At 43.1% G+C, this 12,742-nt stretch carries 13 protein-coding genes and 3 pseudogenes; 8 read left to right on the forward strand and 8 right to left on the reverse strand.

The features are described 5' to 3' along the window. Positions 1 to 68, forward strand: a 68-nt coding sequence (locus H3T96_RS14795; protein ID WP_223232774.1) for a hypothetical protein, incomplete at its 5' end; no start/stop codon positions are given. A 15-nt stretch (positions 69 to 83) separates the two neighbouring features. Here H3T96_RS14795 and H3T96_RS14375 read toward each other — a convergent pair. From H3T96_RS14375 to H3T96_RS14385, 3 genes and pseudogenes are all read right to left on the reverse strand, one after another. Continuing rightward, a pseudogene (locus H3T96_RS14375) lies at positions 84 to 203 on the reverse strand (LysR family transcriptional regulator); the annotation flags it as partial. A 230-nt stretch (positions 204 to 433) separates the two neighbouring features. Further along, a pseudogene (gene gltS, locus H3T96_RS14380) lies at positions 434 to 1,228 on the reverse strand (sodium/glutamate symporter); the annotation flags it as partial. 34 nt (positions 1,229 to 1,262) lie between these two features. Beyond that, positions 1,263 to 4,268 (reverse strand): Tn3-like element Tn3 family transposase, encoded by a 3,006-nt coding sequence (locus tag H3T96_RS14385; RefSeq protein ID WP_015586051.1) that lies wholly within the window; start codon positions 4,266 to 4,268, stop codon positions 1,263 to 1,265. 162 nt (positions 4,269 to 4,430) lie between these two features. Here H3T96_RS14385 and H3T96_RS14390 point away from each other — a divergent pair, with 162 nt between their 5' ends. Further along, the gene (locus H3T96_RS14390) at positions 4,431 to 4,988 is read left to right on the forward strand and encodes a recombinase family protein (protein ID WP_001217881.1); all 558 of its coding nucleotides are present in this window, start codon (positions 4,431 to 4,433) and stop codon (positions 4,986 to 4,988) included. Between the two features lie 154 nt (positions 4,989 to 5,142). Further along, entirely contained in the window at positions 5,143 to 6,003 is an 861-nt protein-coding gene (locus H3T96_RS14395) for a broad-spectrum class A beta-lactamase TEM-1 (RefSeq protein WP_000027057.1), read from the forward strand. A 361-nt stretch (positions 6,004 to 6,364) separates the two neighbouring features. Here the strand turns inward: H3T96_RS14395 and H3T96_RS14400 are convergent, their stop codons facing one another. The 3 genes from H3T96_RS14400 to H3T96_RS14410 are packed head-to-tail and all read right to left on the reverse strand — an operon-like array spanning position 6,365 to position 7,730. Continuing rightward, entirely contained in the window at positions 6,365 to 6,850 is a 486-nt protein-coding gene (locus H3T96_RS14400) for a GNAT family N-acetyltransferase (protein WP_097609934.1), read from the reverse strand. Between the two features lie 9 nt (positions 6,851 to 6,859). Beyond that, positions 6,860 to 7,192, reverse strand: coding sequence for a hypothetical protein (locus H3T96_RS14405; RefSeq protein WP_097609935.1), 333 nt, complete (start codon positions 7,190 to 7,192; stop codon positions 6,860 to 6,862). After that, positions 7,179 to 7,730 carry a sodium/glutamate symporter gene (locus H3T96_RS14410; protein ID WP_255519027.1) on the reverse strand — a complete coding sequence of 184 codons (552 nt, stop codon included), beginning with the start codon at positions 7,728 to 7,730 and terminating at the stop codon, positions 7,179 to 7,181. The genes H3T96_RS14405 and H3T96_RS14410 overlap by 14 nt, the downstream gene beginning before the upstream one ends. A 443-nt stretch (positions 7,731 to 8,173) precedes the next feature. On the opposite strand from H3T96_RS14410, the gene H3T96_RS14415 reads away from it, so the two are divergent. Genes H3T96_RS14415 through H3T96_RS14425 form a run of 3 tightly spaced genes read left to right on the forward strand, consistent with a single transcriptional unit; the run spans position 8,174 to position 9,567 of the window. Next, a complete protein-coding gene (locus H3T96_RS14415; protein ID WP_000562370.1) occupies positions 8,174 to 8,494 on the forward strand; it encodes an antibiotic biosynthesis monooxygenase in 321 nt (106 codons plus the stop codon). After that, positions 8,487 to 8,873: a hypothetical protein gene (locus H3T96_RS14420; protein ID WP_000460651.1), complete on the forward strand. Its 387-nt coding sequence runs from the start codon at positions 8,487 to 8,489 to the stop codon at positions 8,871 to 8,873. The genes H3T96_RS14415 and H3T96_RS14420 overlap by 8 nt, the downstream gene beginning before the upstream one ends. 7 nt (positions 8,874 to 8,880) lie before the next feature. After that, positions 8,881 to 9,567, forward strand: coding sequence for a helix-turn-helix transcriptional regulator (locus H3T96_RS14425; protein WP_001284954.1), 687 nt, complete (start codon positions 8,881 to 8,883; stop codon positions 9,565 to 9,567). Here H3T96_RS14425 and tetR(B) read toward each other — a convergent pair. Beyond that, positions 9,545 to 10,168, reverse strand: coding sequence for a tetracycline resistance transcriptional repressor TetR(B) (gene tetR(B) / locus H3T96_RS14430; RefSeq protein WP_186279298.1), 624 nt, complete (start codon positions 10,166 to 10,168; stop codon positions 9,545 to 9,547). The genes H3T96_RS14425 and tetR(B) overlap by 23 nt on opposite strands. An 81-nt stretch (positions 10,169 to 10,249) precedes the next feature. Between tetR(B) and tet(B) the strand changes: the two genes are divergently transcribed. After that, positions 10,250 to 11,455: a tetracycline efflux MFS transporter Tet(B) gene (tet(B), locus tag H3T96_RS14435; RefSeq protein ID WP_001089068.1), complete on the forward strand. Its 1,206-nt coding sequence runs from the start codon at positions 10,250 to 10,252 to the stop codon at positions 11,453 to 11,455. 112 nt (positions 11,456 to 11,567) lie between these two features. Here the strand turns inward: tet(B) and tetC are convergent, their stop codons facing one another. Beyond that, entirely contained in the window at positions 11,568 to 12,161 is a 594-nt protein-coding gene (tetC, locus tag H3T96_RS14440) for a tetracyline resistance-associated transcriptional repressor TetC (protein ID WP_139354554.1), read from the reverse strand. 87 nt (positions 12,162 to 12,248) lie between these two features. Between tetC and H3T96_RS14445 the strand changes: the two are divergent. Further along, positions 12,249 to 12,644: pseudogene (locus tag H3T96_RS14445) on the forward strand (helix-turn-helix domain-containing protein); the annotation flags it as partial. Positions 12,645 to 12,742 lie beyond the last annotated feature (98 nt).

Below are 12,742 nucleotides of genomic sequence, written 5' to 3' on the forward strand. Positions count from 1 at the left end.
CACTCGTGGCTGCAACCCTGCTTACTCAAAATCTATTCACACATGGTTACGTTTTGGGGAAATTATGAGGGGATCTCTCAGTGCTCAGCATGTTTGAGTGCTTTACTCGCCGCGGGTTGAGAAATATGTAAAACTTCAGCCGCACGCGTTAAGGAACCACAAGTCATTACAGCATAAAAGATATCGAGATGTCTTAATTTCATTCCATGTAGCCTACTGATTATTTATTTCTACGGACTATTCTAACGAATAAAGTATAAATAATCAGATATACTCGTCATAATTCAAATTTTGGTTTAGTTGTCACGAGAATTAATTCGTAAACGTGCAAGCTAAATAGATTGACTAGGGGAATATACGGGGTAAGAAAGCGGCTCGGCATACTGCCCTATAATAAATTGTTAGGAGAAGTACGCCGAGTAGTGTGTAGCTATTAGGTAAAGTATGTACCAATTTCAATAAATATTTTAATTAAGATACTGTTTGAAATATCAACAATAAAGGCACCGACCATAGGAACGACAAGGAAAGCTTTATGTGATGGTCCAAATGCTTTTGTGACTGTTTGCATATTCGCAATTGCTGTTGGTGTTGCTCCCATACCAAAGCCACAGTGACCCGCGCTGATCACGACAGCATCATAATCTTTGCCCATCATTTTGAAGGTGACAAAGCAGGCAAATAGCACCATGACAACAGTTTGTACAGCAATGATAATTAATACTGGCCCTGCCATGCTTGCCAATTGACCAAATTTTAATGACATTAACGCCATTGCCAAGAAAAGCGATAAAGCAACGCTACCTAATACATCGACGGTCGGCTCAAACACTTCGTGTTTAAATACATGAGTCAGTGTATTACGGATAATAATACCGACAAATAAACACCAGACAAAAGTAGGCAGTTGCAGAAAAGTATCTTTAAACAATGCACTGATATAGCCACCAACAACAATACAGATAATCAGCATTGAAATGGTTTCAATAACGTTATTTGCATTGATTTTTCTTTTGACGCTTGGTTGCTCAAAAGCTTCAACGATAGTGTCGCGCTCTTGCTCGGTTGTTTTAGGAATAGAGACCTTTTTCAAAAGATGACGGGCAACAGGGCCGCCAACTAAACCACCCAACACTAATCCAAGTGTTGCACAAGCCATCGCTAATTCAACGGCGCCTGTTACACCATATTTATCAGCGAGAATAGGGCCCCATGCTCCGGCATTACCAGGGGTCTGACGCTCAGTGGAACGAAAACTCACGTTAAGCAACGTTTTCTACCTCTGACGCCTCTTTTAATGGTCTCAGATGTCCTTTGGTCACCAGTTCTGCCAGCGTGAAGGAATAATGGCCGAGCATATTGATATGTCCGTGGCAAAGCGGGGAGAGGCGTGCGATATCTTCATCATTCAGTGTTTCACCCTGCGCCCGGAGATGATCCAGGGCTGCCTGCATATAAATAGTGTTCCATAACACGACGGCGTTAGTGACCAGCCCCAGTGCGCCCAGTTGATCTTCCTGACCGTCGGTATATCGTTTTCTTATCTCACCTTTTTGACCGTGACAGATGGCTCTGGCAACGGCATGGCGGCTTTCTCCCCGATTAAGCTGGGTCAGAATGCGCCGGCGGTAATCTTCATCATCAATATAATTAAGCAGATACAGCGTTTTGTTGATGCGCCCCACTTCAATGATTGCCTGAGTCAGTCCGGAAGGACGTTCACTTTTCAGCAATGAACGGACCAGCACTGAAGCCTGTACTTTGCCCAGCTTCAGGGAGCCAGCGGTCCGGATCATTTCGTCCCACTGAAGGACTATTTTTCGGGGATCTGATTGCCCTCTGGCAATATCATTCAGCACGCCATAGTCGGCATCATGGTCCATTCGCCAGAAAACCGAAGCACCGGCATCAGCCAGGCGTGGAGAAAACTGGTATCCCAGCAGCCAGAAAAGGCCAAAGACAAGTTCGCTGGCACCTGCTGTATCGGTCATAATTTCGGTTGGATTCAGCCCGGTCTCCTGTTCCAGAAGGCCTTCCAGCACAAAGATAGAGTCCCTCAGCGTCCCCGGTATAACGATGCCATGAAAGCCGGAATACTGATCGGACACAAAGTTGTACCAGGTGATCCCTCTGTTATTACCAAAGTATTTGCGGTTCGGTCCGGCATTGATTGTTCTGACTGGCGTAACAAAGCGCATTCCATCTGCAGATGCCACTTCTCCTCCACCCCATATCTGTGCCAGTGGCAGCGTTGCCTGAAAATCAACCAGTCTGGCATTAGCGCTGGTGATAGTTTCAGCCCGCAGATAGTTCGCTTTTGTCCAGTTCAGCCGGTGTCGGGTCAGTGCAGGAACATTTGATCTGATCAGTGGTTCCAGACCGATATTGCAGGCTTCAGCCATCAGCACGGCGCTGATGCTGACGGGCAGATCATCAACTCTGGCACTGGCTTCACTAGCATGGAAAAACTCATCAGCAAATCCGGTATGGGCGTTAATTTCGAGCAGCAACTCCGTTAAATCCACCGGAGGGAGCAGATCACTGATCATTTTGCTCAGTCGTTTCAGACTGTCCGGCTCATCAAGACTGGCGAGGGGAGAAATTGTCAACCGGGGCTTCGGGCCAGAAACATCGAGTTCGACAGCCTCATTTTCGCCAAGACGTGCAGCAACCTGTCTGTAACGACTATCAAGCTGATGACCCAGAGATTTTATTGCTTCCTGCGGGTCTGTCGGGTGTCCCAGAGAACGATAAACCTTAATCCGGTTTGCCTGCCAGTCAGCACCCTGTAGTAATCTTGCTCGGGGATCTCCCCACCGGTTACTGCCGGTAACGTAGACATCCCTCCGCCTCAGACTATCCTGCAGTTTACTGAGAAAGCAGAGCGTGTATCCCCTGCGGGTGATATGTTTTTCCTTGTTAATCACCAGCCGTTTCCATGACCGACTGATAATTTCCGTTGGTGCGTCGTCAAAAAACTGCCGCCGTGAGCTGAACTCCCGGCTGAGGTAGTCACAGGCATTCAGAGTGGTAACCCCGGCAGGTGCGGATGAAAATTTAACGGTATTCAGCAGATGGGGCAGGAAACGACGAACGCGCCCGTACTGCTCCACCATTTCTTCATGAAAATTATCGTCTGAGGGCCGGGCAATTTCACGGACAAGCGTGATGATTTCAGCCAGCTTTTGCCTGGGGATGTAGCTGAACACCTCAGCACGAATCGATTCGTCCGGTGTTTCTTCTTTCAGCAGGTACGAACATGCGCTGGCGAGCGCCAATGCAGATTTATCCAGATCCTTCAGCGAGCGGAGCCGTTTTTTCTGCCCAATCTTTCTGGCGTCACGGATGATAACGGCCAGCATGGCGTCCAGAACGTCCAGTGCATCATCCAGCGCCAGCGTTTCCCATGCAAGGACAAAGGCAACCAGAACCGCCATCCTTTTCTGCGGTGACATCCTGGCAATATTGAACACCGAAGTCATACCAGCATAACGTGCGAGATTTTTCAGGCGCACAGCCGGGAGTGTACTCAGGTTGTCAGCATGCAAGCCAAAATCGTTCAGAGTTTTCCAGCGTTCAATTGCTTCATTAAACGCCGGACCACTGATGGTCACAGGGCCTTTTTTCAGTGATTCCAGTAAAGACAGGCGGCTGCAATCAGTTGGCCCCAGCAGCATCTCCAGCTGTGAACGCTGTTCGGCTGACGGTATCAGTGCCAGTTTGTTCCACAGGCGCAACGTCGCCTTTTCCCTTACCTCTGAAATCAACCGAGTCAGCGTAGTGGCTCCGGGGAGAATAATACGATGTTGCATAAGCCACCCTGTCGCCAGATCGAAAAGCAGGCCAGGACGTTCGTTGCTTATCCAGCTCCGGGTATATAAAAGACGGGTAAGGCGAAATGTCCAGGGCCAGGCAAATTCACGATACTGATAGTGCTGACGTATCAGCGCTGCATGCTCACGGCGGGTATTTTCCCTCTGACCGTATTCTGCAAGAACGGTGATATCACGAATCCCGAGCTGTCTGGCGGTAAAATGCCGGACGCCGGAAGGAATATGATTCATATCGGTGAGGAAGGTGCCCAGAAAACGGACACATCCAATTTGCAGGGCAATGCCCAGACGGTTGTGATCACCTCTGCTTTTTCCGATAAATTCCTTGTCTGCTTCATCAAGGTGAAAATATCGTGCCAGCTGAAGCTCATCCGGTTCACCGGTGAATCTGCCATAGCTTTCAGTCTGCTCAGTGGTCAGAAAGTCAACGGGCATATAGGCCTCCCTGCCTTACGGGCATTTAGTAACATTTTTGCAACCGTCCGAAATGTTATAAATTATCAGACATAGTAAAACGGCTTCGTTTGAGTGTCCATTAAATCGTCATTTTGGCATAATAGACACATCGTGTCTGATATTCGATTTAAGGTACATTTTATGCGAATTTTTGGTTATGCGCGGGTCTCAACCAGCCAGCAGTCCCTCGATATTCAGATCAGAGCGCTCAAAGATGCAGGGGTAAAAGCTAACCGCATCTTTACCGACAAGGCATCCGGCAGTTCAACAGATCGGGAAGGGCTGGATTTGCTGAGGATGAAGGTGGAGGAAGGTGATGTCATTCTGGTGAAGAAGCTCGACCGTCTTGGCCGCGACACCGCCGACATGATCCAACTGATAAAAGAGTTTGATGCTCAGGGTGTCGCGGTTCGGTTTATTGACGACGGGATCAGTACCGACGGTGATATGGGGCAAATGGTGGTCACCATCCTGTCGGCTGTGGCACAAGCTGAACGCCGGAGGATCCTAGAGCGCACGAATGAGGGCCGACAGGAAGCAAAGCTGAAAGGAATCAAATTTGGCCGCAGGCGTACCGTGGACAGGAACGTCGTGCTGACGCTTCATCAGAAGGGCACTGGTGCAACGGAAATTGCTCATCAGCTCAGTATTGCCCGCTCCACGGTTTATAAAATTCTTGAAGACGAAAGGGCCTCGTGATATAATAATGGTTTCTTAGACGTCAGGTGGCACTTTTCGGGGAAATGTGCGCGGAACCCCTATTTGTTTATTTTTCTAAATACATTCAAATATGTATCCGCTCATGAGACAATAACCCTGATAAATGCTTCAATAATATTGAAAAAGGAAGAGTATGAGTATTCAACATTTCCGTGTCGCCCTTATTCCCTTTTTTGCGGCATTTTGCCTTCCTGTTTTTGCTCACCCAGAAACGCTGGTGAAAGTAAAAGATGCTGAAGATCAGTTGGGTGCACGAGTGGGTTACATCGAGCTGGATCTCAACAGCGGTAAGATCCTTGAGAGTTTTCGCCCCGAAGAACGTTTTCCAATGATGAGCACTTTTAAAGTTCTGCTATGTGGTGCGGTATTATCCCGTGTTGACGCCGGGCAAGAGCAACTCGGTCGCCGCATACACTATTCTCAGAATGACTTGGTTGAGTACTCACCAGTCACAGAAAAGCATCTTACGGATGGCATGACAGTAAGAGAATTATGCAGTGCTGCCATAACCATGAGTGATAACACTGCGGCCAACTTACTTCTGACAACGATCGGAGGACCGAAGGAGCTAACCGCTTTTTTGCACAACATGGGGGATCATGTAACCCGCCTTGATCGTTGGGAACCGGAGCTGAATGAAGCCATACCAAACGACGAGCGTGACACCACGATGCCTGCAGCAATGGCAACAACGTTGCGCAAACTATTAACTGGCGAACTACTTACTCTAGCTTCCCGGCAACAATTAATAGACTGGATGGAGGCGGATAAAGTTGCAGGACCACTTCTGCGCTCGGCCCTTCCGGCTGGCTGGTTTATTGCTGATAAATCTGGAGCCGGTGAGCGTGGATCTCGCGGTATCATTGCAGCACTGGGGCCAGATGGTAAGCCCTCCCGTATCGTAGTTATCTACACGACGGGGAGTCAGGCAACTATGGATGAACGAAATAGACAGATCGCTGAGATAGGTGCCTCACTGATTAAGCATTGGTAACTGTCAGACCAAGTTTACTCATATATACTTTAGATTGATTTAAAACTTCATTTTTAATTTAAAAGGATCTAGGTGAAGATCCTTTTTGATAATCTCATGACCAAAATCCCTTAACGTGAGTTTTCGTTCCACTGAGCGTCAGACCCCTAAACGAGAGCCGCGAAAGCGGCTTTTTCTCCCAAAATCTCTTTCAATATTGATGAACAACACCCCCACCGATCGCGTCGCCGGCCGCAGTTGGCCAACGTCCTGCAGGACGTTTTTGCAAAAAACATAAATCATAAAAAACAGTGATTTATGTTTTCAACGACAAAAAAAAAGGCATTCAGAAAATTTGAATGCCTTTCTTAACTAAAGAGAATCAGGAGATTTGTGTACTAAAAGTTTTCTTACCGCCCCGCGTCTCATCCGTAACAACAAACCCAAAACCAGTAAGGAGCCTCATCATTTTTATTGCCGCAGGTAGGCAAGACGCATCAAGGCGATGGCCGGGCGTCGCCTTGATGACGGAGGTTAACATTTCTTTCGCTAACCCCTTCCCCTGATCTTCGGCAGCGATAGCAAACATGCGGATTTCAAGATGAGAGGCAAATCCGGCGCTATCATTGCGACCAGTCAGCAACGTAAAACCTACCGGCTTTTTTGTCGCCTGATCATCAAAAACGAAAAGGAAATCCGCGCCAAGCTCGTTAGCTTTGTGCTTTTGCGTAACCAGTTCTAGTTCCTTTTCAAGCTCATTACAGGCGTTTGATTCACTGAAAAAAAACACACCTGTAGCAACACCGGCGCGAACCAGGTTTAAGATGAATGGTAAATCGCTATTTTTTCCAAATCGCATTTCAAGCATGTTAAAGCCTCAGCGTTCTATTAGTGAAGGAGTTATCATAGTCAGACCCCTCATAATGGCTATCGCATAACTAATTAACTGGAATACTAAAACGGCACTCCCCATAAGTTTTGTTTTTTCACTTGATTTTTTGTTTTCATCAATAAATCTAAGCATATAAACCATCCATGAAAACATTAAAAAAAACAGGCCGATTATATTTGCATTGAAGGAATCAGAAATACTAAACCCGGTCATTCTAAGAATGGTATAAATAAAAATACTTACCATATAAATTGAGGTAAGAAACAATACTGTTCTATTCGATAAATAGAATAAAAAACCTAACTTATGTTTTTTCATACAGCCACCTTCTATAAAAGAAAACAGGCAATAATAGTGCCTGTTTTAAGACCATTAAAAGAGGCGTCAGAGGTAGAAAACGTTGCTTAACGTGAGTTTTCGTTCCACTGAGCGTCAGACCCCTACCATGACCACCTGTTAGAGTAATTGAACCTGCAATTAAGCCAATAAATGGACTTTCATTCATCATGACAGCCATACTCATGCCGACAGTATTTTGAATGGCGATTAGGATCGTTACTGCAATAGTTAATAGAACTAACGGCTTTCCTCCTTTAATCAGTCGAGAAAAGTCAGAACTTAGCCCGATAGAGGAAAAGAATGTGAGCATTAATAAACTTTGCAATGAAGCATCAAAAGTAAACGAATAACCTGATGTTTTATCAATAATTAACAGAACAATTGCAACAATAAAGCCACCAACGACGGCTTCTGGTATGTGGTTTTTTTGTAGGAACGGGGTAAATTTTACGACAAACATTCCTATGAGTAGCGCGATACATGCGACTAATAATGTATAACTGGCATCTAGGATCATTTTTTTACCTCTATTAGTTTACCAGAATTTTCACTATAACAATTTAACAATAGTGAAAAATGAAGTTACTTTGGTTAACTAATCTTTAACAATGAGTTTTATTAGGGTATCCATAACTTTTAGTTAATAGGGTCATAATTTTAGTGTGATCTTAATCATGAAATATTAAAAAGATTAAAATAACAACAATGGTATTTAATGATGGGTAAACCTAAATACCATGCGGGATCCGCACTATTTTCGGTGATAGCAAAAAATAAAAAAGTATAAATAATAAACAAAATTATAAGAGAAGGAGAACATGATAAGCGCAGGCCGAGCAATTTAAAGAAGTGTGATATACAACATAAAACAGCAGCATGACCTTTCTATATTTCGTTGCTTATCGAAGTGTTAATTTTCGGGTGGATTACTCTGTTTGTTGATTAATAACGGAGAAAAATATGATTGCTGTAATATTTGAGGTGCAAATACAACCCGACCAACAAACTCGCTATTTGACTTTAGCTGAGGAGTTAAGACCACTATTAAGTCATGTAGCTGGTTTTATTTCAATTGAACGTTTTCAAAGTCTAGCTACAGAAGGAAAAATGTTATCGCTATCTTGGTGGGAAAACGAATACGCAGTTCTGCAATGGAAAAATCATGTTTTACATGCGAAAGCTCAACAAGAAGGGCGAGAGTCAATATTTGATTTTTACAAAATTAGTATTGCTCATATTACTCGCGAATATTCATTTAAAAAGGACAAGGATAATGTTTGATGTTCACGTTGTTTTAGATAATCAAATAGGACAATTAGCATTACTAGGAAAAACATTAGGTAATAAAGGTATTGGATTGGAAGGGGGAGGGATATTTACGGTTGGTGATGAATGCCATGCTCATTTTCTTGTTGAACAAGGAAAGGAAGCTAAAATAGCGCTAGAGCAAGCTGGACTGTTAGTACTTGCGATCCGGACACCATTAATTCGTAAGTTAAAACAGGAAAAACCGGGGGAACTTGGCGAAATAGCACGAGTATTGGCGGAGAATAACATTAATATTTTAGTGCAATACAGTGACCATGCTAACCAACTGATATTAATAACGGACAATGATAGTATGGCTGCATCTGTTACGCTCCCTTGGGCAATAAAGTGAACTTGCGATGGCTAATTTAATACGAAAAGAGGTTACCTTTGAGTCCTCAATAGCCGCGATAGGGGCGGCTATGTCTGACATTTCACGAGTTAAAATACTCAGTGCTTTGATGGATGGGCGAGCTTGGACGGCCACTGAGCTAAGTTCTGTGGCGAATATATCAGCTTCAACGGCGAGCAGTCATTTATCTAAATTATTAGATTGCCAGCTAATCACAGTAGTAGCTCAAGGCAAGCATCGTTATTTTCGGCTAGCAGGAAAAGATATTGCTGAATTGATGGAAAGTATGATGGGGATCTCCTTAAACCATGGCGTACATGCCAAAGTTTCCACGCCAGTGCATTTACGAAAAGCACGTACTTGCTATGATCATTTAGCTGGCGAAGTTGCCGTTAAGATCTATGATTCCCTTTGTCAACAGCAATGGATCACTGAAAATGGTTCAATGATCACATTAAGTGGTATTCAATATTTTCATGAAATGGGAATTGACGTTCCTTCCAAACATTCACGTAAAATCTGTTGTGCGTGTTTAGATTGGAGTGAACGCCGTTTCCATTTAGGTGGGTACGTTGGAGCCGCATTATTTTCGCTTTATGAATCTAAAGGGTGGTTAACTCGACATCTTGGTTACCGTGAAGTTACCATCACGGAAAAAGGTTATGCTGCTTTTAAGACCCACTTTCACATTTAAGTTGTTTTTCTAATCCGCATATGATCAATTCAAGGCCGAATAAGAAGGCTGGCTCTGCACCTTGGTGATCAAATAATTCGATAGCTTGTCGTAATAATGGCGGCATACTATCAGTAGTAGGTATTTCCCTTTCTTCTTTAGCGACTTGATGCTCTTGATCTTCCAATACGCAACCTAAAGTAAAATGCCCCACAGCGCTGAGTGCATATAATGCATTCTCTAGTGAAAAACCTTGTTGGCATAAAAAGGCTAATTGATTTTCGAGAGTTTCATACTGTTTTTCTGTAGGCCGTGTACCTAAATGTACTTTTGCTCCATCGCGATGACTTAGTAAAGCACATCTAAAACTTTTAGCGTTATTACGTAAAAAATCTTGCCAGCTTTCCCCTTCTAAAGGGCAAAAGTGAGTATGGTGCCTATCTAACATCTCAATGGCTAAGGCGTCGAGCAAAGCCCGCTTATTTTTTACATGCCAATACAATGTAGGCTGCTCTACACCTAGCTTCTGGGCGAGTTTACGGGTTGTTAAACCTTCGATTCCGACCTCATTAAGCAGCTCTAATGCGCTGTTAATCACTTTACTTTTATCTAATCTAGACATCATTAATTCCTAATTTTTGTTGACACTCTATCATTGATAGAGTTATTTTACCACTCCCTATCAGTGATGGAGAAAAGTGAAATGAATAGTTCGACAAAGATCGCATTGGTAATTACGTTACTCGATGCCATGGGGATTGGCCTTATCATGCCAGTCTTGCCAACGTTATTACGTGAATTTATTGCTTCGGAAGATATCGCTAACCACTTTGGCGTATTGCTTGCACTTTATGCGTTAATGCAGGTTATCTTTGCTCCTTGGCTTGGAAAAATGTCTGACCGATTTGGTCGGCGCCCAGTGCTGTTGTTGTCATTAATAGGCGCATCGCTGGATTACTTATTGCTGGCTTTTTCAAGTGCGCTTTGGATGCTGTATTTAGGCCGTTTGCTTTCAGGGATCACAGGAGCTACTGGGGCTGTCGCGGCATCGGTCATTGCCGATACCACCTCAGCTTCTCAACGCGTGAAGTGGTTCGGTTGGTTAGGGGCAAGTTTTGGGCTTGGTTTAATAGCGGGGCCTATTATTGGTGGTTTTGCAGGAGAGATTTCACCGCATAGTCCCTTTTTTATCGCTGCGTTGCTAAATATTGTCGCTTTCCTTGTGGTTATGTTTTGGTTCCGTGAAACCAAAAATACACGTGATAATACAGATACCGAAGTAGGGGTTGAGACGCAATCGAATTCGGTATACATCACTTTATTTAAAACGATGCCCATTTTGTTGATTATTTATTTTTCAGCGCAATTGATAGGCCAAATTCCCGCAACGGTGTGGGTGCTATTTACCGAAAATCGTTTTGGATGGAATAGCATGATGGTTGGCTTTTCATTAGCGGGTCTTGGTCTTTTACACTCAGTATTCCAAGCCTTTGTGGCAGGAAGAATAGCCACTAAATGGGGCGAAAAAACGGCAGTACTGCTCGGATTTATTGCAGATAGTAGTGCATTTGCCTTTTTAGCGTTTATATCTGAAGGTTGGTTAGTTTTCCCTGTTTTAATTTTATTGGCTGGTGGTGGGATCGCTTTACCTGCATTACAGGGAGTGATGTCTATCCAAACAAAGAGTCATCAGCAAGGTGCTTTACAGGGATTATTGGTGAGCCTTACCAATGCAACCGGTGTTATTGGCCCATTACTGTTTGCTGTTATTTATAATCATTCACTACCAATTTGGGATGGCTGGATTTGGATTATTGGTTTAGCGTTTTACTGTATTATTATCCTGCTATCGATGACCTTCATGTTAACCCCTCAAGCTCAGGGGAGTAAACAGGAGACAAGTGCTTAGTTATTTCGTCACCAAATGATGTTATTCCGCGAAATATAATGACCCTCTTGATAACCCAAGAGGGCATTTTTTACGATAAAGAAGATTTAGCTTCAAATAAAACCTATCTATTTTATTTATCTTTCAAGCTCAATAAAAAGCCGCGGTAAATAGCAATAAATTGGCCTTTTTTATCGGCAAGCTCTTTTAGTTTTTTCGCATGTATTGCGATATGCATAAACCAGCCATTGAGTAAGTTTTTAAGCACATCATCATCATAAGCTTTAAGTTGGTTCTCTTGGATCAATTTGCTGACAATGGCGTTTACCTTACCAGTAATGTATTCAAGGCTAATTTTTTCAAGTTCATTCCAACCAATGATAGGCATCACTTCTTGGATAGGGATAAGGTTTTTATTATTATCAATAATATAATCAAGATAATGTTCAAATATACTTTCTAAGGCAGACCAACCATTTGTTAAATCAGTTTTTGTTGTGATGTAGGCATCAATCATAATTAATTGCTGCTTATAACAGGCACTGAGTAATTGTTTTTTATTTTTAAAGTGATGATAAAAGGCACCTTTGGTCACCAACGCTTTTCCCGAGATCTCATCTATTGAAACAGCTTGATAGCCTTTTTCAACAAACAATATTCGTGCTGAGTTAACCAGTGATTGATAGGTACTCTTAAAATTTTCTTGTTGATGATTTTTATTTTCCATGATAGATTTAAAATAACATACCGTCAGTATGTTTATGGTATCATGATGATGTGGTCGTGACAATCTTAAGAACATTTAGGTTATTTTATGTATATTGAACAGCATTCTCGCTATCAAAATAAAGCTAATAACATCCAATTAAGATATGATGATAAGCAGTTTCATACAACGGTTATCAAAGATGTTCTATTATGGATTGAACATAATTTAGATCAGTCTTTACTGCTTGATGATGTGGCGAATAAAGCGGGTTATACCAAGTGGTATTTTCAGCGGCTGTTCAAAAAAGTAACAGGGGTCACACTGGCTAGCTATATTCGTGCTCGTCGTTTGACGAAAGCGGCTGTTGAGTTGAGGTTGACGAAAAAAACTATCCTTGAGATCGCATTAAAATATCAATTTGATTCCCAACAATCTTTTACACGTCGATTTAAGTACATTTTTAAGGTTACACCAAGTTATTATCGGCGTAATAAATTATGGGAATTGGAGGCAATGCACTGAGAGATCCCCTCATAATTTCCCCAAAGCGTAACCATGTGTGAATAAATTTTGAGCTAGTAGGGTTGCAGCCACGAGTA

Source organism: Gilliamella sp. W8136, assembly GCF_016101285.1.
Taxonomy (GTDB): domain Bacteria; phylum Pseudomonadota; class Gammaproteobacteria; order Enterobacterales; family Orbaceae; genus Gilliamella; species Gilliamella apicola_N.

What these genes read in the sequence shown, in the direction of transcription:
- H3T96_RS14385 (WP_015586051.1), bottom strand. Translation starts at nt 4,268, where the DNA reads ATGCCCGTTGACTTTCTGACCACTGAGCAGACTGAAAGCTATGGCAGA.
- H3T96_RS14390 (WP_001217881.1), top strand. Translation starts at nt 4,431, where the DNA reads ATGCGAATTTTTGGTTATGCGCGGGTCTCAACCAGCCAGCAGTCCCTC.
- H3T96_RS14395 (WP_000027057.1), top strand. Translation starts at nt 5,143, where the DNA reads ATGAGTATTCAACATTTCCGTGTCGCCCTTATTCCCTTTTTTGCGGCA.
- H3T96_RS14400 (WP_097609934.1), bottom strand. Translation starts at nt 6,850, where the DNA reads ATGCTTGAAATGCGATTTGGAAAAAATAGCGATTTACCATTCATCTTA.
- H3T96_RS14405 (WP_097609935.1), bottom strand. Translation starts at nt 7,192, where the DNA reads ATGAAAAAACATAAGTTAGGTTTTTTATTCTATTTATCGAATAGAACA.
- H3T96_RS14410 (WP_255519027.1), bottom strand. Translation starts at nt 7,730, where the DNA reads ATGATCCTAGATGCCAGTTATACATTATTAGTCGCATGTATCGCGCTA.
- H3T96_RS14415 (WP_000562370.1), top strand. Translation starts at nt 8,174, where the DNA reads ATGATTGCTGTAATATTTGAGGTGCAAATACAACCCGACCAACAAACT.
- H3T96_RS14420 (WP_000460651.1), top strand. Translation starts at nt 8,487, where the DNA reads ATGTTTGATGTTCACGTTGTTTTAGATAATCAAATAGGACAATTAGCA.
- H3T96_RS14425 (WP_001284954.1), top strand. Translation starts at nt 8,881, where the DNA reads ATGGCTAATTTAATACGAAAAGAGGTTACCTTTGAGTCCTCAATAGCC.
- tetC (WP_139354554.1), bottom strand. Translation starts at nt 12,161, where the DNA reads ATGGAAAATAAAAATCATCAACAAGAAAATTTTAAGAGTACCTATCAA.